20 protein-coding genes are annotated in these 22,671 nt (G+C 62.0%); 8 read left to right on the top strand and 12 right to left on the bottom strand.

Features of this window, described 5'->3' with window-relative positions; translation table 11 throughout:
* The first annotated feature begins 34 nt into the window (after positions 1-34).
* A complete protein-coding gene (locus tag HMPREF3056_RS06635) occupies positions 35-1,402 on the top strand; it encodes an AAA family ATPase (RefSeq protein ID WP_168167373.1) in 1,368 nt (455 codons plus the stop codon).
* On the top strand, positions 1,402-1,866 hold the full coding sequence (locus HMPREF3056_RS06630) for a hypothetical protein (RefSeq protein ID WP_070754370.1): 465 nt from the start codon (positions 1,402-1,404) through the stop codon (positions 1,864-1,866). Before HMPREF3056_RS06635 ends, HMPREF3056_RS06630 begins: the two co-directional genes overlap by 1 nt.
* 47 nt (positions 1,867-1,913) lie before the next feature.
* Here the strand turns inward: HMPREF3056_RS06630 and HMPREF3056_RS06625 are convergent, their stop codons facing one another.
* From HMPREF3056_RS06625 to HMPREF3056_RS06610, 4 genes are read right to left on the bottom strand one after another with little or no spacing between them, the layout of a single operon-like run.
* Positions 1,914-3,377, bottom strand: coding sequence for a phospholipase D-like domain-containing protein (locus HMPREF3056_RS06625; RefSeq protein ID WP_070754369.1), 1,464 nt, complete (start codon positions 3,375-3,377; stop codon positions 1,914-1,916).
* A gap of 6 nt (positions 3,378-3,383) precedes the next feature.
* On the bottom strand, positions 3,384-4,193 hold the full coding sequence (locus HMPREF3056_RS06620) for an exodeoxyribonuclease III (protein WP_070754368.1): 810 nt from the start codon (positions 4,191-4,193) through the stop codon (positions 3,384-3,386).
* Between the two features lie 5 nt (positions 4,194-4,198).
* On the bottom strand, positions 4,199-5,197 hold the full coding sequence (locus tag HMPREF3056_RS06615) for an N-acetylglutamate synthase, CG3035 family (protein WP_070754367.1): 999 nt from the start codon (positions 5,195-5,197) through the stop codon (positions 4,199-4,201).
* The gene (locus HMPREF3056_RS06610) at positions 5,197-5,811 is read right to left on the bottom strand and encodes a peptide deformylase (protein ID WP_070754366.1); all 615 of its coding nucleotides are present in this window, start codon (positions 5,809-5,811) and stop codon (positions 5,197-5,199) included. Before HMPREF3056_RS06610 ends, HMPREF3056_RS06615 begins: the two co-directional genes overlap by 1 nt.
* Before the next feature lie 16 nt (positions 5,812-5,827).
* Between HMPREF3056_RS06610 and HMPREF3056_RS06605 the strand changes: the two genes are divergently transcribed.
* Genes HMPREF3056_RS06605 through HMPREF3056_RS06595 form a run of 3 tightly spaced genes read left to right on the top strand, consistent with a single transcriptional unit; the run spans position 5,828 to position 8,064 of the window.
* The gene (locus tag HMPREF3056_RS06605; RefSeq protein WP_070511158.1) at positions 5,828-6,082 is read left to right on the top strand and encodes a DUF3263 domain-containing protein; all 255 of its coding nucleotides are present in this window, start codon (positions 5,828-5,830) and stop codon (positions 6,080-6,082) included.
* A gap of 26 nt (positions 6,083-6,108) precedes the next feature.
* On the top strand, positions 6,109-6,879 hold the full coding sequence (locus HMPREF3056_RS06600; protein ID WP_141759849.1) for a LytR C-terminal domain-containing protein: 771 nt from the start codon (positions 6,109-6,111) through the stop codon (positions 6,877-6,879).
* 48 nt (positions 6,880-6,927) lie between these two features.
* Positions 6,928-8,064, top strand: a complete 1,137-nt coding sequence (locus HMPREF3056_RS06595) for a glutamate--cysteine ligase (protein WP_070754364.1) — start codon at positions 6,928-6,930, stop codon at positions 8,062-8,064.
* A gap of 163 nt (positions 8,065-8,227) precedes the next feature.
* On the opposite strand, the gene HMPREF3056_RS06590 is transcribed toward HMPREF3056_RS06595, so the two are convergent.
* From HMPREF3056_RS06590 to HMPREF3056_RS06555, 8 genes are all read right to left on the bottom strand, one after another.
* Positions 8,228-9,451 (bottom strand): glycosyltransferase 87 family protein, encoded by a 1,224-nt coding sequence (locus HMPREF3056_RS06590; protein WP_070754363.1) that lies wholly within the window; start codon positions 9,449-9,451, stop codon positions 8,228-8,230.
* Positions 9,452-9,539: 88 nt separating this feature from the next.
* The gene (locus tag HMPREF3056_RS06585) at positions 9,540-9,920 is read right to left on the bottom strand and encodes a monovalent cation/H(+) antiporter subunit G (RefSeq protein ID WP_070754362.1); all 381 of its coding nucleotides are present in this window, start codon (positions 9,918-9,920) and stop codon (positions 9,540-9,542) included.
* Positions 9,917-10,189, bottom strand: coding sequence for a monovalent cation/H+ antiporter complex subunit F (locus HMPREF3056_RS06580; protein ID WP_046647179.1), 273 nt, complete (start codon positions 10,187-10,189; stop codon positions 9,917-9,919). Before HMPREF3056_RS06580 ends, HMPREF3056_RS06585 begins: the two co-directional genes overlap by 4 nt.
* Positions 10,189-10,707, bottom strand: coding sequence for a Na+/H+ antiporter subunit E (locus HMPREF3056_RS06575; RefSeq protein ID WP_070754361.1), 519 nt, complete (start codon positions 10,705-10,707; stop codon positions 10,189-10,191). The genes HMPREF3056_RS06580 and HMPREF3056_RS06575 overlap by 1 nt, the downstream gene beginning before the upstream one ends.
* Positions 10,704-12,500 carry a Na+/H+ antiporter subunit D gene (locus HMPREF3056_RS06570; RefSeq protein ID WP_070754360.1) on the bottom strand — a complete coding sequence of 599 codons (1,797 nt, stop codon included), beginning with the start codon at positions 12,498-12,500 and terminating at the stop codon, positions 10,704-10,706. The genes HMPREF3056_RS06575 and HMPREF3056_RS06570 overlap by 4 nt, the downstream gene beginning before the upstream one ends.
* Positions 12,493-12,993, bottom strand: coding sequence for a Na(+)/H(+) antiporter subunit C (locus HMPREF3056_RS06565; protein WP_046647182.1), 501 nt, complete (start codon positions 12,991-12,993; stop codon positions 12,493-12,495). The genes HMPREF3056_RS06570 and HMPREF3056_RS06565 overlap by 8 nt, the downstream gene beginning before the upstream one ends.
* Complete coding sequence (locus HMPREF3056_RS06560) at positions 12,993-15,908, bottom strand: Na+/H+ antiporter subunit A (RefSeq protein WP_070754359.1); 2,916 nt, start codon at positions 15,906-15,908, stop codon at positions 12,993-12,995. The genes HMPREF3056_RS06565 and HMPREF3056_RS06560 overlap by 1 nt, the downstream gene beginning before the upstream one ends.
* 239 nt (positions 15,909-16,147) lie before the next feature.
* Entirely contained in the window at positions 16,148-17,515 is a 1,368-nt protein-coding gene (locus HMPREF3056_RS06555; protein WP_070516186.1) for a dipeptidase, read from the bottom strand.
* Between the two features lie 109 nt (positions 17,516-17,624).
* Here HMPREF3056_RS06555 and HMPREF3056_RS06550 point away from each other — a divergent pair, with 109 nt between their 5' ends.
* The 3 genes from HMPREF3056_RS06550 (at position 17,625) to HMPREF3056_RS06540 (ending at position 22,212) form a co-directional block, all read left to right on the top strand.
* Positions 17,625-19,598, top strand: coding sequence for an OPT family oligopeptide transporter (locus HMPREF3056_RS06550; RefSeq protein ID WP_049154698.1), 1,974 nt, complete (start codon positions 17,625-17,627; stop codon positions 19,596-19,598).
* Positions 19,599-19,890: 292 nt separating this feature from the next.
* Positions 19,891-21,537 (top strand): chaperonin GroEL, encoded by a 1,647-nt coding sequence (gene groL, locus HMPREF3056_RS06545; protein WP_046647185.1) that lies wholly within the window; start codon positions 19,891-19,893, stop codon positions 21,535-21,537.
* A 495-nt stretch (positions 21,538-22,032) separates the two neighbouring features.
* A complete protein-coding gene (locus tag HMPREF3056_RS06540) occupies positions 22,033-22,212 on the top strand; it encodes a PorH family porin (protein ID WP_046647186.1) in 180 nt (59 codons plus the stop codon).
* Positions 22,213-22,671: the final 459 nt, after the last annotated feature.

Below are 22,671 nucleotides of genomic sequence, written 5' to 3'. Positions count from 1 at the left end.
AGTTCAACAGATGTGCACAACGCAGAGAGCGTTCATGCGTATTATTGGCCGCATGGCTACCCCACGTCTCGCTGAGCTTCGCCTGAGCAAGTTCAAGTCCTTCCAAGATGCTGTATTGACTCTGCATCCAGTCACTTTTCTGACTGGCCTAAACAGTTCTGGAAAGTCGAATGCTTTGGATGGGCTGGAGGTTTTGTCCCGCTTGGCATCGGGGGCAGAACTAGGAGACGCACTTGATGGGCGCATGACCCAAACCGGCCCGATCCGAGGTGGCTCTCGTGGTTGCGCCCCGCATGGCACCGAGAGCTTTGAACTGGGCTGTACCGTTGAATCTGGGACAGATACGTACCGCTATGACGTCGAGGTTCAGGTATATCCGGAGTTGCGTGTTGTCAAAGAAAGCCTCGTGGGTACCGGATATTCCGTAAAGAGCGGCACCCGCACTAGCGATGCAGAGTTGTTTAAGACCCAGCCGGCAGCAGACAACCGAGCTGGGATCTACACGTTAATTTTTAGCGGAAAGCGTGGGGCAAACCCCACCACACTCTTGCGTGACTCTCGCCTTATCTTGGGACAGATTAAAGCGGTGCTTGCGGGAAAGAACCGTGCAGAGAATTCAGTGTTGAAAGGGGCGTCGATTGTGTCCATGGCGCTTCGATCAGTGTTTCACCTCGATCCAGTCCCCAGCCTTATGCGGGATTACGTTCCAAGGAAGAGCACGCAGCTGAAGCGTAGCGGTGAGAACCTCTCGGCGGTGCTGTGGCAGTTGCACAAGGATTCCCCCAAGACTTTCCAAGAGCTAGGGCAGCTGGCCGCTCACGTGACTGGAGTGGATTCCACACTGGACTTTATTGACTCCCCGTTGGACGAAGTCATGCTGACCCTCGTGGAACACTTCGAAGATGGAAAGCAAGAAAGAACGCCTGCTCGTGAAATGAGCGATGGTCTCCTCCGATTCCTCGCAATTGCAACGGCGCTTAAAACTGCGCCCAAGGACTTGGATATCGAACAGCCACTTGAACTTGGTGATGACGTAGAGAACCCAGTAGCTCAAATTGTCGTCGAAGAAATGGAAAACGGGCTCCACCCTTCGCAGGCGCAAAGAGTTATGCAGATGCTTAGCGAATCCGCACGCAAACATGACTCGCAGGTTCTTGTCACGACCCACAGTCCTGCCATCTTGGACCAGATTTCTGGGGAGAAAAACGGTCAGGTAGCAGTGTGCTACCGGGATAGCAGAACCGGGCAAAGCGAGCTCTCGCCTTTGGTGGAGTTACCGGATTTCGTGGAATCCATTTCCAAGCACAGCTTGGGTGCTGCGGTCACCGCTGGTGAATTAGTCGATGACACCGAAACGCAGATTAGTTTCGAGAACATGAATCGGCTTTTTGGGATCGGCTGATGCGCGTTTACTTCATCGATACCTCTGTGCTGGATAACCTGCTTGCGATTCCTCACAAATGCCAAGCTAAAGAACAAGCCAAAATCGATTTTGCGGAACGCCAAAGTGAGAACGCGAAGTTCATCCTGCCGATTACCGCGGTGATTGAAACCGGAAATCACATTGCGCAGCTTCCGCAGGGCGACGTGAGGCGCAATATTGCGGAAAAATTTTCCCAGATGCTAGAGCTGACCGCCCATCAACAAGCCCCATGGATCCTGCATGACTTTCAGTGGAACAAGGAGTTCATCACCGAGCTCGTCTCAAGGCACCGTGCGGGTCTATCAATGGTGGATATGATGACTCAGCAGGTTGGTGGCGGCGACCTTTGTGTTCTGACTGAGCGCGAGCTGTATAAGCGCGCCACCGGAATTACCGCAGAAGTGTGGACATACGATGCGGCGCTGGGTGCATATTCTGGATAGGTCATGCCCAATCAAGGGCGAGGCACATCGAGCTCGCGGGCGTGCTCCTACTGCAGCGCTGAAGTCAGGCGCATGACGTTGTCCACGTAGCGGCGCAGCACGCCGCGCTCGTTCCACTCTTCGAGGGTGAGCTCGTGGCAGACCTTCTTGTAATTGGTGGCCAGCTGGGTGAAATCCTCGATGAGGTCGCCCTTGGCCACCAGCATGGTCGATTCATAGTTGAGGCCGAAGGAACGCATATCCATGTTGGAAGACCCGAACATGCACAGCGGTTCGCGCTCCGGCAGGCCCGGGTCCGCCAGGATGAACTTGGAGTGCAGCACGAAGGGCTCGGGGAATTGGAAGATCCGTACGCCGGCCTCTAGGAGCGCCTGGTAGTAGGAGGACTGCGCGTGGTGGACCATGAACTGGTCCGCCTTCGCGGACACTAGGAGCTCCACCTCGACGTCGCGGTAGCAGGCGGTGGTCACCGCCTCCAAGAGGGACTCATCCGGGATGAAGTAGGGCGAGCAGAGAATGAGCTTTTCCTTGGCATGGTGCACCACCGAGTTGAACATGCGCAGGTTAGGTTCCGTGGTGTAGCCGGGGCCGGAGGGGACCAACTGGAGGTGGTTGGAGTCCGCCGTCATAGCGTCGTCATAGGGCTGCATGTCCAAGGACAGCTGCTCCTCCGATTCCAGGTACCAATCCACCGCGAACACCGAGGCCAAAGACGTCACCACAGGACCGGTCATCTCGACCATGTAGTCGATCCATGCGCGGTCCTTGGTCTTGTATTCGCGCTTGATCATGTTCATCGAGCCCAAGAAGCCCGTGTGGCCGTCGATGACCACGATCTTGCGGTGATTGCGCAGGTCCGGGCGGCGGAAGCGGCCCTTGTGCAGCTGCAGCGGAAGCATGAGCCGCCAGTCGACGTCAATCTCGGTGAGGCGCTTGCCCAGCGTGAAGTAGCCCTTGTATTTCAGGCTGCCGATCTGGTCCAGCAGCAATTTGACCTCCACGCCGCGCGCGCGGGCGCGCGCCAAGGACTGGAAGAAAACATCGGTCACCTCATCCCAAGACTGGATGTAGATCTCAATGAGCACGTATTTCTCAGCACGGTCCACGGCCCGCGCCATGGCCAAGATGGCCTCCTCATAGGAGGCGTGGAGGCCCTTGTTGTGCCCGATGAGGGCCGGGTGCCCGGTGAGGTTGCGGTTGAGCTGGATGAGGGATTCCACCTCCGGGGAAAGCCGCCCGGAGGGATGGTTGGGGGTGGAGGCGGTGACGTCGTTCAGCAGCGCATTGGCTTCTTGCTGGATGCGGTGGCGGCGGCGGTTGATGTAGGGCGAACCCATGAGCAAGAACAGCGGCAGCCCCACGATAGGAAGCACAAGAATGGCCAGCAGCCAGGCGGTAGAGCTGGAGGGGCGGCGGCCTTCGGGGACCACGCCGATGGCGATGATCTTGATGCCATAGTCAATAACCAGCAGCACGAGCTGCCAGACGGAGAGATCGATGTTCACGTTCATGGCAGGTTAGCGCACCGACGCGAAATCAGGGACATCGAAATCCGCGATCAGCGGCACATGGTCGGAGGTCTTGTCACCGGCGCGCTCTACCATGTCCACTTGGGCGCCCTGTACGAGGCGCGCTAGTGGCTCGCTGGCCAGTTGGAAGTCGATGCGCATGCCCTCGTTCTTCTGGAAGCGCAGGGATTTGTAATCAAAGTAGGTCCAGCGCTCCTTTTCTGTGAAGCGGCGCGTAACCTCCTGCAGCCCGGCCTCTTCGAGCATCTGGAAGGCCGCGCGCTCGGGTTCGGTGACGTGGGTCTTGCCGCGGAAAAGCGAGATATCCCAGACGTCCTCATCCCGCGGAGCGATGTTGAAATCGCCCGTGAGCAGTAGTTTCGATTGCGCGCGGGTTTCCACATAGCGAGCCAAGGAGTAGAGAAAATCCAGCTTGTAATCGAAGTGCCTGTCCGTAATCTCACGGCCATTGGGAACATAGAGGGACCAGATCTCAACCCCGCGAATGCGGGCTGAGACCGCCCGGGCCTCGCGCTTTTGCTCCTTGGCGGGGTCCTTGTGGAAACCCGGCTGGGCAGGGAAGAAGGTCTGGACCTCCTCCGGCTCGTCTTTGGACAGGATGGCCACGCCATTCCACTGGTTCAGACCGTGGCAGGTGACGTGGTAGCCGGCCTCCTCGAAAGGCTCGCGGGGGAACTTCGCATCCGCCACCTTGGTTTCTTGCAGACAGAGCACGTCGATGTCGTGTTTGGCCAGCAAGTCCACCGCGCGCTGGGCGCGGGTGCGGACGGAGTTGATGTTCCAGGTAGCGATGCGCATGTGGTTTAGGGTACTTGAGGCAGGCGGCGGGCGTAACGGTGGCGGTGCTGCTCGAGGAACCCGAGCTTCTCATAGAGCCGAATCCCGGCCGTGTTACCTGCCACGACCTGCAGGTAGGCCTTCTCAGCACCCTGGGCTTTGCCCCAGGCCAGCATGTGCGCGCCCAGCGCGGTTCCCAGTCCCTTGCGGCGCCAACCTTCGGCGACCTCCACGGCGGAATAGCCCAGCCACACGGTGCCGTCACCGGATTCGGTCAGCGTGCCCCGCGTAATCGCGATGGTCTCACCCGTCGGGGCGAGCAGGCGCCCAAAGCCCATCGTCCCGTCGATGCGGCTGCGCAGGTACTCCAGGGCCAACGGCGGCAGGGCCTGACCGCGGAAGTGGTAGAGGTCGAGCCACTCGGAATCGGGCTGCTTGTCGATACGGAAGCTGACGTCCCCCGGGGCAGGGAGATCTGCCAAATCGCGCACCATCACGAGGATCTCCGGTTCGAGCTCCCAGGCTTCGGGTTCGGCCGCCAGCAGCTTCTCCGCGGAGGCACCGATGCGCTCCGGAATGGCCAGGCACACGGGCAGATCGTGGCGGGCATAAAACGCTTCGATCTCTTCCATCGGCACCGGGAGGAAACCCGCGGAAGGGCCGAGCGGCACCGCCGAATTGGAGCGGCCCGTCACGCCATCGCCAGCGCGCATGAGCCACTGCCCATCGGAGGTCCACGTGTGCTCCTTGCCGGGGAAGGCAGCCGCGGTGGCCACCTCGACGGCGCGGATATCGGAGTTGCGCACCGTGCGCGGGGAGAGGCGCTTAATAATCTTGAGTTGCTCCGGCGGAATCTCCACCGCGTCGAGCGAAGACGGGTAGCCGCCGACCTCCTGCGGGCGGATGAGCAGCGGATCCAGGCTGAGCACGTGGCCGATGACATCGCTGTGCACGCCGCCGAAATCGCGCCGGGCTACCACGCGCTCGCCCACGGAGACGTCATCGGAGCGGAAGATGCGGGACATTAGTCGTCGTGCCCGAAGGGGTCCTCGTCCTCGCCCGGCAGCCAGGTAAGCCCGGCCTCGGTCCAGCCGTTGCGCTTAATGGCTTTTTTGGCCTGGCGCTTGTAGCGGCCGGTGAGCACGTCGGTGTAGACGAAGCCGTCGAGGTGGCCGGTTTCGTGCTGCAGCATGCGCGCGAAGAAGCCGTAGCCCTCGATGGAGATGTCCTCGCCCTTCTCGTTCTTGCCGGTCACGCGGGCCCAGTCGGCGCGGCCGGTGGGGAAACCCTCGCCGGGGACGGAGAGGCAGCCTTCGTCCTCGGAGCCGTCGTCAGCCGGCATGGTCTCCGGGATCTCGGAGGTTTCCAGCACCGGGTTGATAACGCAGCCGCGGCGCATGCCGCCGTCGGGAAGCTCGGTGCCATTGGGACCGTCGGTGTCGGGGCAATGGTAGACAAAGAGGCGCTTGTTCACGCCGATCTGGTTAGCGGCCAGCCCAACTCCGTGCGCGGCGTCCATGGTTTCGTGCATGTCCGCGATGAGCTCCTGTAGCTCAGGAGAGTCGATGGCTTCGGTGACCGGCTCGGTGGGATTGTGGAGGACCGGGTCGCCGTGGATAACGATGGGACGAATAGTCATGGCATACAGTCTAAGCATGCACTCCCTGTCAGACCTAGACGCCGCGATTTTGGAGTTCGAGTCCCACGCCCCGCGCGATATCGGCGCCAAGGAGGAGGCCATCCGCACGCAGCTGGACATCACTCCGGTGCGCTATCACCAGCGCCTCAACGTGCTCCTGGATGACCCCGCAGCGCACGCCTCCTACCCGCTGTTGGTCACCCGCCTGCGCCGGCTTCGCGACGTCCGCGACGACGTCCGGCGCGCCGCACGCGATAATGCCCCAGACTGAGCGAATCAGATACTAAAGTTGCCAATGTGACTAATGTGAATCCGGAAAACTCTGCCTCGTCCGCTGACCACGCGCGCCACGCCGCCGATTCTGACGCGGCTGCCGCCCCGGCCGCCGCTGCCGCTCCTGCGAGCAAGCTCCCCCTGCGCGGGCTCGCCATGGTGCTCATCGCCGTTGCCGTCATGCTCGGCATGTGGGCGCTCTATGCCATGACCTCTGATGATTCCGAGGACACCGCGCAGAACGCGCCGGCAGGCAACGATGCTGTCGTGTCCGGCCCCGCGACTGGCGGCGCCGAGGGCGACGCTGCTGCCGCCGGTGGCGCGGAAGGAGAGGCGGACAAGAACCGCGAGGAGTCGGATGCTGCCGGTGCTGACGCCGAGGCTGGCGCAGACGGCGATGCTGAAGCCGAGCGTGACGCTGCCCGCGACGACAACGCTGAGGAGGGCGCTGCCGCAGGTAGCCCCGACCGTGCCCAGGCGGAGATCCCCGTCAACGTCTACAACAACTCCGGTCGCGCCAACTTCGCTGCCGATGAGGCCGAGCGCCTGAAGTCCCAGCACTTCCACATCGCCGAGGTAGGCAATATCAGCGGCGACGTCCTCGTGGCTCCGAAGACCACCGTCTACTTCCCTGAGGGCGATGCGGCCGCCGAGAGCCTGGCCAAGGAGGTTGCCGCCCAGTACTACGGTGCCAACGTGCCGGCGGAAGCGATTGCTCCGTACCCGGCCGAGCTGACCGGGGACTACACCAAGGGCGATGCCGTCGTGGTTGTCCTCGCGGTTCCCCAAGCCTAGGGAATAAAATCTTATTAAATTCATCCGCCCGACGGATAGGATGAATGGGTGAATATTCCGGAAGAGAACTTCGCCCGCTCGCCCGAGCCCACGCTGGGTGTTGAGTGGGAAGTTGCCCTCGTTGATCCAGCGACCTGGGATCTCGTGCCACGCGGCGCTGAACTCATCGACCGCGTGCGCGCTGCTCATCCCGACATCCACCTGGAAAAGGAATTCCTCCAAAACACGGTGGAGCTGGTAACCGGGGTGTGCCGGACGGTGCCGGAGGCGATGGGGGACCTGCGGGCGTCGCTCAGCGCCGTGCGTGAGGCGGCCGACCCCTTGGGCGTGCGCCTGTGGGCCTCGGGCGGGCACCCCTTCACGGACTTCCGGCAAAACCCCGTCTCCAACAAGGAGAGTTACTCCGAAATCATCAACCGCACCCAGTATTGGGGGCAGCAGATGCTGCTGTGGGGCACGCACGTGCACGTCGGCATCAGCCACGAGGACCGCGTGTGGCCCATCATTAATGCGCTGATGACGAAGTACCCTCATCTGCTGGCTATTTCCGCCTGCTCGCCGGGGTGGGAGGGGCTCGATACCGGCTATGCCTCCAACCGCACGATGCTCTACCAGCAGCTGCCCACCGCGGGCATGCCCTACCAGTTTGAGAACTGGGAGCAGTGGAAGTCCTATATGCGGGACCAGGCTATTTCGGGAGTCATCAACCACACTGGCTCGATGCACTTCGACGTCCGCCCGGCCTCCAAGTGGGGCACGGTGGAGGTGCGGATTTCCGACGCCGCCTCCAACCTCCGCGAGCTCTCCGCCATCGTGGCGCTGACACACTGCCTCGTGGTGCACTACGACCGCATGATCGACACCGGCGAGACGCTGCCCACGCTGCAGCCGTGGCACGTGGCGGAGAACAAGTGGCGCGGCGCGCGCTATGGCATGGACGCGCTGGTCATCACCTCGCGCGAGACCGATGAGCGCTGGATCAAGGATGAGCTGGCGGATCTCTTGGTGGAGCTGGCTCCGCTCTCGGAAGAGCTGGGCTGCGCCCGAGAGCTGCAGCTAGTGCAGGAGATCATCGATGGCGGGGCGGGCTATGAGCGCCAGCGCCGCTTGTACCAGGAGACCGGCAGCTGGCAGAAGGTGGTTGAGGCCACCGCGGATGAGATGGAGCGGCTCTTGCCGCTTTAGAGTAAGTGCCGAACGATCAATTAAGGCCAGAAAATTGGTGGTTTTCAGGGGCTTAGTTGATCGATTCGTACTTTTGGAAAGCTGTCTCGCCCAAAGATGACGTTTCGATCAAATAGTGCCGCAAAACCGCCTTGATTTTGCCCCTTAATTGATCGAACCGACCCTAGCTCTTCTCCGCTGCGCGCTTGCGCGGCGCGATGAAGCCCCACACGGCGTAGACCACGATGAAGGCTAGGCAGGACAGCGTCCACAGCGAGGTTGCCCACGGTTGGAAGGACTCGATGGCGTCGAGGTTGGCTGAGGACATAGTGAACCACACGGGCACCGACATGAAGGGCAGCGAGAGCACGAACAAGGCCGCCACGGAGGCGAGGCCCGCGAGCTGCTCGCCGCCCTTGCCGGACACACGTGAGCTCACCGCCTGGTTAACCGAGACGAAGACCATGACGATGAAGGGGATGGTCCACACGAAGTGGTGGTACCACGAGAAGGGGGAGACCAAGCAGGTGCTCAGGCCCGTCAGCGCGAAGGCTGCCGAGCGGTTGCCGCGCAGGTAGGCAGTGCGCAGCGCCAGGCAGGTCAGCGCGAAGACCAGGATGACCGCTAGGATCCACCAGATACCGCCGTCGATGCCGAGCTCGCGGAACATGAGCGAGCGCAGCGACTTCGCCCCGGGGTTGGCATGCTCGCCCACACGCGAGGAGTTGAACATGGCATCGGTCCAGAACACCATCGCATCAGGAACGAAGAGGAATCCGAGCAGCACCGTGACCAGGAAGGTGATCACCGCGCCCGCGGCGGCCCACCAGCGCTTCTCAAAGAGCAGGGCCAGGCCCATGTAGGCCGGGGTCAGCTTGATTCCGGCCGCCAGGCCAATGCCCACGCCCGGCAGGCGGCGCTTGATAGGCAGGAAGTCAAAGGCCACGAGCAGCATGAGGAAGACGTTGACCTGCCCGTAGTACAGCGACCCGTGCATCGTCTCATTCGCCGGGGTCAGCGCGGTCAGCAGCACCGCGATGAGGACGGCCGCCGGGGTCATCTTCACGCCCCGCTCGCGGAAGACCATGACGATGATGGTCAGCACAGCCAAGAACATGAGCGAAGGCCAGATAATGGTCAGCGCGTCCTTGCTAAAGAACGGCAAGACTTTGAACAGCAGGCCCGCAAAGGGTGGGTAAGTGAAGGGGAATTCAAAGATATAGGGGGCGTCGTAGAGCAGGCCACCGGCGTTGAGATCTTCGCCAGCCATGCGGTAGATGGCGAGGTCAAAGGGGAGGATGAAGGTGAAGGCCTTGTGGCCATCGAACTGGATGATCTTGTACACCATCACCGCGATGCCCAGTGCGAGGACAGCACACATCGTTGGTACGCCTTGCAACTTCTTCACGTCGACTCTCCTCGCCTGACCACCTATTAGTGCCTTTTGCAGCCTATATTATTGTCCCCTCATTTCCCGGCAGAAAGGTGCCGTGTCCTTACTTTCGGCGCATCGAACGCGCGGCCGGGCTCTCGTTGCGCGTCATCGAATCCGGCGTGCCGTACAGACCCTCGCGGCGAGCGATACGCGTGGTTCTTTGTGCGGTCACCGGGCTGGTGATCATGGCGAAAAGGACAAGCAGCACCAAGATGCCCAAGTCGCCGCGCTCAGCCACGCTGAAGCTCTCCGAACCCGTCACCTTGATGATCGCGCCCACGATGGTGAAGATGAGCCCTGTGGTCTGTGGTTTGGCGATGGCATGCACGCGCGCCATCGTGTCCTGAAAGCGCGCCACGCCAATTGCGGCAGCCAAGATGAGGATGGAGCCGACGAGGATGAGGATGATGGAGAGGACATCGGCAATCAGTGCGTAACTCATGAATCCCTCTTCCTAAAGCGGGTGACAGAGACCGTCGAAATGAACCCGAGGAGCGCCACGACGATCATCGCGTTGGAGACCGTCGTGTCCAGTGTCCAGCAGATATAGGTGGCCAGGGCGCATTGGAACATGGCCACGAGTCCGTCCATGGCGATGAGGCGGTCGAGCGAGTTGGGGCCGATGACGATGCGCCACGTGGTGATGAGGAATGCCACCACGAGGAAGCCGGCGGCCACGGTGAGCAGGATGTTATACAGGTCCGTATCCATCAGGGGTGGCTCCTTTCAAAGATGGCAATCATATCGGCCTCGAGCTTGCGTACGGCCGCGATTTCGCGCTCCAGATCCTCCTCGGAATCGGCGTTCAGCAGGTGGATGGTCAACATGCGGTTGGCAATGTCGATGTCGGAGACCGTGCCGCCGGGCTGCAGGTTGTAGAGGCTGACCGCCAGCGAGAGAATGAACTCGTTCTCCACGCGCATCGGCAGCTTCACAATTGCCGTCTTTGGCACCGGCTGTGGGCGCACCGCCAGCCAGCCGACCATGATGGAGGCCTCCAGCAGCTCCACAAACCACTGCGCCATGAAGACGATCAGTTTGCCCCAGCTCACCGAAATCCCCGCCACGGGCATGGCCGGCAGGGGCAGCGCAAAGACGATGAACAGGCTGACGAGCAGGCCGCCCACCAAGTTCGCTACGGTGACTTCGCCCATGAGCATGCACCACATGACGACGATCCACACCATGAACCACGGCCGGAAGCGGTGCTTAATACCGGAGAACCTCATCGCGACACCTCCTTTTCATCGTCGTCCACGGTCGTGGGGAGTGTAGCCGTAGTGCTTGGCGACGTCCTCGTGGTCGGTGCCACCGGTTCCGGATCCGGGAGGGGCTGGCTCCGGTTCTTTCGCGAATCCGCGCCCTCCTCGTAGCGCTCAGCGGGGTCTAAGTGGCGCGTCGGGTCCTCGGCGGAATCACCCAGGACGGCATAACGGTAGATGGAATCATCCTGCGCCGAGGTGGCCGCGCGGGTGGTGACACCAGAGATGGGGCCCGCCAGGAAGGACATCGATACCGAGGCGATGACGAGCAGGGAGGTCGACGCCAGCATGCCAAAGGGCACGCGGCCGACGTCATCGCGCTCCTCCAATTCGACGTACTCGGTGACTTCTCCCAGTGGGGAAGGCCGCACCATGGCGAGGTTGCCCTCGGGCGCATCGCCGCGGTCGCGCAGGAATCCCTTGGCCCACACGAGGATCATGACGTAGAGGGTCAGCAGGGAGGTGACCACCGCGCCGCCGATGAGAACCCAGGACAGCCAGGAACCTTCATTCGCGCCGGCTTGGAGCAGCATGATCTTGCCCAGGAAGCCGGAGAAGGGCGGGATACCGCCCAGGTTCATGGCCGGGATGAAGTACAGGATGGCGATGATCGGCGCGGTGTAGATCAACGAGCCCAAGCGCCGCAGCGAGGAGGTGCCGGCTTGGCGCTCGATGAGGCCCACCACCAGGAACAGCGCGGTCTGCACCAGAATGTGGTGCACCGCGTAGAAGATGGCGCCCGACAAGCCCTGCGCGGTTCCGAGGGCGACGCCGAAGATCATATAGCCGATGTGGCTGACCAGTGTGAAGGACAGCAATCGCTTGATATCCGATTGGGCGATAGCGCCCAAAATACCCACGAGCATCGTGGCCAGTGCGACCCACATGAGAAGGACGTCCAGCCCGCCATCAGTAAAGATCGAGGTGCGCGCGCGGATGATGGCGTAGACACCAACCTTGGTGAGCAGGCCCGCGAAGACGGCGGTGACCAGCGAGGGGGCGGTGGGGTAGGAGTCCGGCAGCCAGGCATCCAGCGGGAAGACGGCCGCCTTAATTCCGAAGGCGATGAGCAGCACGGAGAACACCGCGGTGCGGGTACCCGCGGGGATATCTTCCATCCGGATGCCAATTTGGGCCATGTTCATCGTGCCCACAGTGGCGTAGACATAGGCCAAAGCCAGCACGAAGATGAGCGAGGACGCCATGGAGACCATGACGTAGCCCACGCCGGCCCGCACGCGCGCCGGTGAGGCGCCGAGGGTGAGCAAAACGTAGGAGGCCACGAGGAAGATCTCGAAGCCCACGTAGAGGTTGAACAAGTCACCGGCCAGGAAGGACACGTTCACGCCCATGGTCAGCAGCATGTAGGTGGGCAGGAAAGCCGCCACCGGCTCGTCCTTCGTGCCGTCGCGCACGCCCTGTGCGATCGCGTACCACATGACGGAGAAGAGGACGATGGAGGAGGTAAAGAGCATGACCGTGGACAAACGGTCCGCCACCAACGTGATGCCCACCGGCGCGTCCCAGCCGCCCACCTGAAGGGTTTGAATGCCGGTGGTATCCGCGATGGCAATCAGAGCGGCATTCACCACGGCGAGCGTGAGTAGCGAGAAGAAAGCGATGCGGCGCTGCGCATTGGTATTGCGAGCAAAGAGCATCGCCAGCGCAGCAGCCAAGGCCGGGATGATGATCGGCAGGGGGATCAGGTAGCTGATATACGGCAGCAACAGATCCACTAGGGGCGAGATGGTCTCACTCATCGGTCGCCTCCTTCACGGGAGCCTCGAAGAACTCGGGGCCAAACTTATCGCCTTCCTTGGTGGTGCGTCCGGTGGTCGGGTCATTAGACGCGTCGTGGTCAGGGGCGGCTGAGGCATTGCCCGGGCGCGAGGCAATCGCCGCGATGGCAGCGTCCTCGGTGTCGTCCTCAATCACGTCCGCGGAGCGGTAGCGGTATTGGCGGTAAGCCAAGGTGAGGATGAAGCCGGTCAGCGCCATCGAAATGACGATGGCCGTGAGGATCATCGCCTGGGCCAGCGGATCGGCGATCTGATCGCCGTAGGGGAGGGAGTTCCGGCCGTCGATAGGCGGCGAGCCCGCCTGGCCGCCCGCCATGAGCATGAAGAGGTTTGCGCCGTTGCCCAGCAGCAAGATGCCGAGCAGCATCTTGGTCATCGCGCGGTCGAGCAACAGGTAGACTCCGGTGCCGCAGAGCACGCCCGCAGCGAGCAGGAGCATGAGATTGGCATCCATTAGGCGTGTCCTTTCTCTGCCGTGGCAGCGGTTTCTTTTGCTTGTGTGCGGCGCGCCAGGGAGCGTGCGCGATCGCGGGCGCGTTGCTTACGCATCTCTTCTTCCTCATCGAGCTTCGCGCCCAAGGAGGACAGCACGTAGAGCGTGAGGCCAATGACGATGAGGTAGACGCCGGCGTCGAAAATCAGCGCGGACGGCAGCGACACATCACCGATGAGCGGTATGCCTACCTTCGTGTACCCAGAGGTCAGCGGCGGGTAGCCCAAGAGCATCGGGGTAATGACGGCGCTGAGGGAGAACAGCAGGCCCACCGCCATGGTGCGGCCGCCGTCGAGTGGCAGCGCCTCCTCGAGCTCATCGCGGCCGCCAGCCAGGTAGCGCAGGATCAGCGCGAGAGCGGCGACGAGGCCACCGGCAAAACCGCCGCCAGGGGCGTTGTGGCCACCGAAGAAGAAGTACAGGGACAGCACCATCATCGAGGGGAAGAGGATGCGGGTGCTCACGTCCACCATGAGCGAGCGGTTGAGCGCCTTTTCGGATTCCACGCCCGCGGCCAGCCAGCGGCGGCCGGTGACCTTCAAGGTCGGGCGGCGGGAGGCACGGGTGAAGCTCTGCGTGCGGAAAATCAGCGAGGCAATACCTGTTGCGGCAATGACGAGCACCGTGATCTCGCCGAAGGTATCCCACGCACGCAGGTCCACGAGCAGGACGTTGACCGTGTTGGCGCCGTGGCCGATCTCCTTGGCCAATTCCGGCATGTACTGCGAGATGGGCTCCTCGCGCCGAGCGTTGATGGCAAACATACCCACCACGGTGACGGCGAGGCCTACGCCTACCGCCAGCCAGGCGCGCAGGCGGCCGGTCTTGGGATCTTGCTTCCACTCGGTATTAGCCGGCATACGGCGCAGCACCAGCATGAAGAGCACCATGATGATGGTTTCCACGAGGAGCTGCGTCAGCGCCAAGTCCGGAGCGCCCTGCAGCGCAAAGATGAAGGACAAGGCGTAGCCGGTCACGCCCACCAGGATGACCCCGGAGAGGCGGTTATCCAGCACCGTGGCGGCCACGGCGGCGATGATGATGATCACCGCGGCGATGGCCTGCCAGGGGTTTTCGGCCACGATCATGCGCACGTTGGTGAGATCGCCGCGGATGAGCATGACGATGGGCAGCACCATGAGCGTGGCGAAGATGACCGTGAGGTTGTACTGCAGCGAGCCGCGCTGCGTGGAGGCGGTAATGCGCAGGGAGAGCTGGCGCAGGGAGTTGATAATGGCGTCGTAAGCATCGTCGGCAGAGCCCAATGCGGGGTAGGTGAATTGGGCCTTGGTGAGCGCCTGGCGCTGCCAGTGGAGGAGGGAACCCGCAGCGATAATGATCACGGAGAGCAGCAGCGGGATGGTCCAGCCATGCCACAGGGCGAGCTCGGAGGCGTCCTGCGCCCCAAAGGTGTTGTCCAAGTGCTGCGTGATGCCGTGGGAGAGCGGCAGCGGCAGCAGACCGAAGAAGATGGTGAGCAAGGTCAGTACCGTCGGCGGGATCCACAGGAAGGGGCCAATGTGGTGCATGTTTGCTACCGCCTCAGAGGGCTCGTCCTGGCCCTTGGAGGAGAAGGCTCCCCACAAGAAGCGCAGCGCGTAGGCCATCGTCAGCGCGGAACCGACGACGACGGTGACAAGCAGCATGTTGCGCGGCATGCCGACCAGAAGCTCCTCGCCCATGATGGCCTCGAGCGTGGCTTCCTTGGACACGAAGCCCAGCAGGGGCGGGATACCGGCCATGGACATCGCGGGGAGGATGGCCAGGACGTACAGCGCGGGATTCTTCTTGCCCAGGCCCGCAAGCTTGTCGATGTCCCTGGTTCCCGTCGAATGGTCGATAGCGCCGACGATCATGAAGAGCGCGGCCTTGAAGAGGGAGTGCGCGACGGTCAGCGCCAGTCCTGCCTGCATCGCCTCGCGGGAGCCAATGGCGATGATGGCGGTAATAAAGCCCAGCTGCGAGACGGTGCCGTAGGCCAGGATGAGCTTCAGGTCACGCTGCTTGAGCGCCATCCAGCCGCCGAGCAGCATGGTGAAAGCACCCAAGGGGAGGACCACGAGGTGCCAAGTGGGGATGTCATGCACCGAGGGGGCAAGGCGTGCGACGAGATAGATGCCGGCCTTCACCATGGCCGCGGAGTGCAGGTAGGCCGAGACCGGGGTCGGTGCGGCCATGGCACCGGGCAGCCAGAAGTGGGCTGGGGCGATGGCGGACTTGGAAAGCGCACCACAGAGAATGAGCACGATAGCCACGGTGAGGTAGGGCGTGTTGGCGAGGTCCTCGGTGGCGGCGATGCTGCTGAAAGACCACGCGCCGGTCTGGCGGCCGAGGAGCGTAATGCCCACCAGCATGGCGAGACCGCCCAGGACGGTGACCATGAGCGCCTGCTGCGCTGATCGACGCGACGAGGCTCGCTCGCCGTAATAGCTCACCAAGAGGAAAGACAGCAGGGAGGTGATTTCCCAGAAGACGTAGAGCAGCAGGAAATTATCGGAAATCACCAGGCCATACATGGCCGTGGCAAAGCCCACCATTTGGCTGCTGAAGAGGGCGAGGCGCCGCCGGGAGTGGTCGAAATAGCCCCAGCAATAGAGCAGGACCAGCGCGCCTACGCCCAAGATGATGAGGCTGAATAACGCGGAAAGCGCATCCATGCGGAAGCTGACATCGAGGTGCGCTGCTGGCATCCAGTTGAGGTCATAGGCCAGCTGGTTGCCGTCGCGCAGCGTGCCATCGGTCAGCCGTTGGAGCACCCAGAAGAACCCAACCGCGGGCACTATTGCCAAGAGGCCGAAGGCACGGCGGCCGAGATAGAAAATCAGGAAGGGAGCGGCGATGGTGGTTAGAACCAAGGCACAAAAGAGAGTGAGCACGAGGTTGCGGTGGCGTCCTTTCCTTGTCGGGGGACTGGGCTAAACCCACCGCACTGGCGGGCGTCTACTAGTGCTCACGATACAGTCTGAAATCCCAATTTTCACATTTTCATTTCATACAGTTATATATGCGTCTACTGTTGGCGTTCTTCCACGTCGCTAGCGGCTCAGGTTGGAGGGGTACTGCGCCGCCCGCCCGGGATACCTGGGCCACGGGGGGGGGCAGCGCTGCGGTGCGCTTAGACGAAGCGCTGCAGGAAGAGCGCCTCGGCGATGGCGATCTTTTCAATCTCGGTCGGGTCGACCGATTCGTTAGCAGAGTGGATGGTGCACTGCGGCTCCTCGACGCCGAAGAGTGCGATCTCCGCGTTTGGGTGCTTCTCCTGCAACTCCACGGTCAGCGGGATGGATCCGCCCATGCCCTGGGTGATGGTCTCCCCGCCGAAGGCCTCGCCGAGGCACTCGCCGAGCAGAGCCACCGCGGGCTTTGCCGGGTCGGTCTCGAATCCCAGGTTGGCCTCCAGGATGGTGACCTCGATGTGTGCGCCCCACGGGACGTGCTTCTTCAGGTGCTCGGCCACGGCCTCCGCGGTGGCGCGGGGATCCATGGTGGCGGGGGTGCGCAGGTTGATGTTGGCTTCTGCGGTGGCGGGCACGGCATTGACGGCCTCGGCCACCGGGGTGGAAGTAAAGCCGGTGATGGTCACTGCCGGGCGGGCCCAAATCATATCCGCGATAGCGGTGGCACCGGCCGGGTCCTGCGCGCCCATGACCTCGGTGCCCTCGAGCATTTGCGCGTCGGCGCGGAAGTTCTCCTCGCTGTAGGCGGTGTCCTGGCCCTCGGCCAGCGGCCAGGTGCCTTCGCAATCGACGCCGTCGATAGTCGTGCGGCCATACTCATCCGTCAGGGAATCCAGCGCGCGCATGAGCGCCTTGACGGCGTCGGGAGCCGCGCCGCCGAACTGGCCGGAGTGCACGGCCGAGTGGAGGGTGGAGACCTTGACGTTGATCTGCGAGCCGCCGCGCAGGGAGGTCGTCAGCGTCGGGACACCTACCTTGGCGTTGCCGGCATCGGCGATGAGAATCGCGTCGGCCGCGAAGAGCTCAGGGCGCTCCTCGATGAGTGCGGACAGGCCCTCGCCGCCGCGTTCCTCGGAGCCCTCAATAAGCACGGTGAGGTTGAGGTCGGTTCCACCGTTGGCGTCGAGCGCGCGCAGGGCTGCCAGGTGCATGGCGACGTTGCCCTTGCAGTCAGCCGCACCGCGGCCGTACCAGCGGCCATCGCGCTCAGTCAGGGTGAAGGGATCCGACTCCCACGCGTCGGGGTTTCCGGCAGGAACCACGTCGTAGTGCGAGTACAGCAGCACCGTCTTCGCGTCCTCCTTGCCGGGGCGCTTGGCGACGATCGCCGTGGAACCGTCAGCGGTAGTGATGGCCTCGGGGGTGAAGTTGGCGTCGACAAGCGCGGCGTGGACCCACTCCGCCGCCTTCGCGGTCTGGTCCTCTAGACCCGGCTCATTGTGGACGGAATTGAAGGAGACGAGCTCCTTGAGCTGGTTGAAAATAGTGTCGCGGTCATTGTTCACAAACTCAGAAATCTTGGTCATGCACTCCAACCTACTCGGATCCTCAACTCGGCCTACCGGCCGCTAGGTAGTAACATATGCACGGTTCTAGTCCATATTGTTTATAAGTTCTTTTTAGAAAGGACCTGACATGGCGTCTACCACCGCCGAAGGTTCCCAGTCCACGCTCCGCGAGCTCACGCTGCGCGGCATCATCATTGGTGGGCTCATCACTCTTATCTTTACCGCCGCCAACGTGTATCTGGGCCTCAAGGTGGGCCTGACGTTCGCTACGTCCATTCCCGCCGCCGTGATCTCCATGGCGGTGCTGCGCCGTTTTGCCGGGCACAACATCAAGGAAAACAACATCGTGCAGACCATCGCCTCTGCGGCCGGCACGTTGTCCGCGATCATCTTCGTGCTCCCGGGCTTGGTCATGGTGGGCTACTGGCAGGGCTTTTCCTTTATCGATACCGCCGCGGTCTGCGCCATCGGCGGTGTGCTCGGCGTGATGTACTCCATTCCGCTGCGCCGTGCGCTGGTGACGGGCTCGGACCTGCCCTATCCGGAAGGCGTGGCCGCGGCGGAGGTCCTCAAGGTGGGCGATAGCACCGGTGAGGAGGGCGAGGCCGCCCACGAAGAGAACACGAAGGGCCTGCACGTCATCCTCTTTGGCGGCATCCTTTCTGCCGTCATGGCACTGCTGGCGGCTATGAAGGCAGCCGCCTCCGAGGTGGCCACCTACTTCAAGCTGGGCCCTGGCGCGACGACGCTGGGTAGCTCCCTCTCGCTGGCGCTGGTCGGCGTGGGCCACCTCGTGGGCTTGGCCGTGGGTATTGCCATGCTCGTCGGCGTGGTCATCTCCTACCTCATCCTGCTGCCCATCCTCACCGGTGGTGAGGGGCTGGGTGATCCGGCCACGCTCATGGACACTGTTGATTCCGTCTTCTCCGGCCGGATTCGCTTCATCGGCGTGGGCACCATGGCTATCGCCGCGATCTGGACGCTGATCAAGATCACCGGTCCGATTGCCAAGGGCATGGCTGAGTCCTTCGCCTCCTCCCGTGACCGCAAGGGCGGCCAGCAGGTAGCGGTGGAGGAGCGCGATATTCCGGCGCCCTATGTCATTGGCACCATCCTGGTCCTGATGATTCCGATTGGTCTGCTGCTGTGGAACTTCGTGCGCGGCACCGATATCCACGACCACATGGCCGTCCTCATCACGGTCTCCGTACTCTTCACCTTGCTCGTGGGCCTGATCATCGCGTCGGTGTGTGGCTACATGGCTGGCCTCATCGGTGCCTCCAACTCGCCGATTTCCTCCATCGGCATCATCGCGGTCATCGCCGCCGCGCTGATCATTGCCGCCGTGACCCGCGGGACGGACGCGGAGCCGCTGTCGCTGGTGGCCTACACGCTGTTTACTGCGGCCATTGTTTTCGGTATCGCGACTATTTCCAATGACAACCTGCAGGACCTCAAGACCGGTCAGCTGGTCGGCGCGACGCCGTGGAAACAGCAGGTAGCGCTCATCATCGGTGTCCTCTTCGGCTCCCTGGTGATTCCGCCGATTCTGCAGGTCATGCTCACCGGCTTTGGTTTCCAGGGCATGGAGGGCGCCGGTGAGGACGCGCTGGCTGCCCCGCAGGCTGCTCTGATGTCCTCGGTGGCATCTGGCATTTTTGATAACTCGCTGCCGTGGGATCTCATCGGTCTGGGCGCGGCGATTGGTGCCGTCATCATCATCGTGGACGAGTGCCTGCGCCACTTCACCGACAAGTACTCCCTGTCCCCGCTGGCCGTGGGCATGGGCATGTACCTGCCGGCAGCCATCACCATTGTGGTGCCGATCGGTGCGTTCTTGGGCTACTTCTACAACCGGTGGGCGGCCCGCCAGTCCAAGCCGGACTTTGCCAAGCGCATGGGCACGCTGTTGGCCACTGGCCTCATCGTGGGTGAGTCGCTCTTCGGCGTGGTCAATGCGGGCATCATCGCGGCGTCGGGCGGCGATTCCCCGCTGGAGATCTTCGAGGGCGGCACGGCAGCCAAGTTCGTGGGCGTCATCCTCTTCGTTGCCGGCATTGCCGCGGCGTATAAGTGGACGGCGAAGAAGGCTGCGTCCTAAGAGCGACAGGGACTTCGTTGTGACGGGCGGTTCGATCTAGCGGGCAGTTTACTTTGATGGGCGGTGCTTTCGCACCGCCCGTTCGCTTATAGCGTTCGTGTTGAATCTTGCAGTCGGTAGGTCTGAGTGCCAGAATGGTCGCTAGCACTTCCACATGGCAAGTGCCAGAAATGAATCAAAATCATCTATGTGGTTGGGGCTGGAGAACACTCGCCAGCCGTGCCGTCGCGGGCGTCCGTCATAGATCCAGACGTGAGTGTCGTCCTCAACAAAGCTTAAGGAGCACAAACACATGGCAAAGATCATTGCCTTCGATGAAGAGGCACGTCGCGGCCTCGAGCGTGGTCTCAACACGCTTGCCGACGCCGTCAAGGTCACCCTCGGCCCCAAGGGCCGCAACGTCGTCCTGGAGAAGTCCTGGGGCGCCCCGACCATTACCAACGACGGTGTCTCCATCGCGCGCGAGATCGAGCTCGAGGACCCGTACGAGAAGATCGGCGCAGAGCTGGTCAAGGAAGTAGCTAAGAAGACTGACGACGTTGCCGGTGACGGCACCACCACCGCTACCGTTCTGGCACAGGCACTCGTGCGTGAGGGCCTGCGCAACGTAGCCGCTGGTTCCAACCCGATGGGCATCAAGCGCGGCATTGAGGCCGCCACCAAGAAGGTTGTTGACTCCCTGCTCTCCTCTGCAAAGGAAGTAGAGACCCAGGAAGAGATCGCCACCACCGCTGGTATTTCTGCCGCTGACCCGGCAATCGGCGAGAAGATCGCCGAGGCTATGTACACCGTGGGCAACGGCTCCGTAAACAAGGACTCCGTTATTACCGTTGAGGAGTCCAACACCTTCGGCGTTGACCTTGAGGTCACCGAAGGCATGCGCTTCGACAAGGGCTACATCTCTGGCTACTTCGCTACCGACATGGAGCGCCAGGAGGCTGTCCTCGAGGATCCGTACATCCTGCTGGTTTCCTCCAAGGTCTCCAACATCAAGGACCTCGTTCCGCTGCTGGAGAAGGTCATGCAGACCGGCAAGCCGCTGCTGATTATCGCTGAGGATGTTGAGGGCGAGGCCCTGTCCACCCTCGTGGTCAACAAGATCCGCGGCACCTTCAAGTCCGTTGCCGTGAAGGCTCCGGGCTTCGGCGACCGCCGCAAGGCCACCCTGCAGGACATGGCTATCCTCACCGGCGGCCAGGTCATCTCCGAGGAGGTCGGCCTGTCCCTGGAGACCGCTGAGATCGAGTACCTCGGCCAGGCACGCAAGGTTGTCGTGACCAAGGACGAGACCACCATCGTTCAGGGCGCTGGCTCCCAGGAGCAGATCGACGGCCGCATCAAGCAGATCCGCGCCGAGATCGAGAACTCCGATTCTGATTACGACCGCGAGAAGCTGCAGGAGCGCTTGGCCAAGCTGGCCGGCGGCGTGGCAGTCCTCAAGGTCGGTGCCGCTACGGAGGTTGAGCTCAAGGAGCGCAAGCACCGCATCGAGGACGCCGTGCGCAACGCTAAGGCAGCCGTCGAAGAGGGCATCGTCGCCGGCGGTGGCGTGGCCCTGCTGCAGGCAGCTGATGTCCTGGATTCCCTCTCTGACCTCACCGGTGACGAGGCAACCGGCGTCAAGATCGTCCGTGAGGCACTGTCTGCTCCGCTGAAGCAGATTGCTCAGAACGCTGGCCTGGAGCCGGGCGTTGTTGCGGACAAGGTTGCGTCCCTGCCGGCTGGTCAGGGCCTTAACGCTGCTACTGGCGAGTACGTGGACCTCATGGCCGCTGGCATCAATGACCCGGTCAAGGTCACCCGTTCCGCACTGCAGAACGCTGCGTCCATCGCGGCCCTGTTCCTGACCACCGAGGCAGTTGTGGCTGATAAGCCGGAGCCGGCCGGTGCAGGCGCTGGCATGCCGGACCCCGACGCAATGGGCGGCATGGGCTTCTAATGCTTAGCTCCCCGGACTGAGGCGTCTCGTCGCCGCAGCCCGTAGCAAAACGAACGCTCCCCACGGTCAACCGTGGGGAGCGTTCTCTGTTCTGAGTCCTTTTGGTGTCCTTATCTCACCCCGGATGGGGGTAGACGAGCATGTTCTTGCGGAAAATATCTCGCGCTTTTACTTTGTTTGTCAGGCCTATGAATCGCTAGTGAAGCGGCTAGCGTTACGTTCTGCAGAAAATTTCTTGTCGCCTCGCGCCTGATGCTGTTTATTTCCGCAGTTAGGGGCGTTGTTGCTGGTTAGGTTAAGGTCGGGTGAATAAATAACGCTCGTTGCATGCTTGATCCGCAATAATCTTCACCCGAAAAATTAACTAGCCTAAACGCTTGCAAAGTCGGGGAGGTGTGCCAAAATAGTTTCCTGTGACGCCCGTTGAGGGTGTCTGCAAAACCGCAAACCCCCTCCGGGCACTTCTGAGTCCGGACTTCACAAAAGGAGACCATAATGGATCTTTCTTTCGTTGCTGATCAGCTGGGCAACTTCGCTGACTTCGCTTCCGGCATCAAGAACCTCTTCCAGGGCTTCGCTAAGGCTTTCGACATCATCGCTGGTGCTGCTACCGCTGACTCCGTTGAGGTAACCCCGGACACCTCCAAGCTGGACGCCCTGTCCTCCACGAAGTAATCTTGTGCCCTTCTGAAGGGCGCACTTAATACACACACTTTCAATCCCAAGGAGATTTTAAAATGGAAACCCTGTCTTCCACCGGCATCTTCGGCCTCATCCTGCCGCTTCTCTACGCTCTGGGCGACGCTGCTTCCGGCGCCAAGAAGCTGATCGGCCTGCTCTAAGCAGCACGCTGTTCACGCAGAACTAAGCGTTAACCCCGCTGTCCCACTTTGGGCAGCGGGGTTTCTCATTTCCAGAACCCTTGGGCTAGCGCAGTGCCGCGGTACGTTTTCGCAAACATGCCCTTGGGATCATGCGCTTTCCGGACCTTGCATGCGAAAACGTACCATCGCGTAAGCGGGGCGGGTACGGATCGATCATTTAAGGCCCCCGATCTTCGAGTTTTGGGGGCACTATTTGTGAGAAACGTACATTCTGGGCTGCTGCTGACGCCCGTTTGCCACTACGGGGGTA

The organism is Corynebacterium sp. HMSC056F09 (genome assembly GCF_001815785.1).
Taxonomy (GTDB): domain Bacteria; phylum Actinomycetota; class Actinomycetes; order Mycobacteriales; family Mycobacteriaceae; genus Corynebacterium; species Corynebacterium hiratae.
This window is presented reverse-complemented; position numbering and strand designations above follow the sequence as displayed.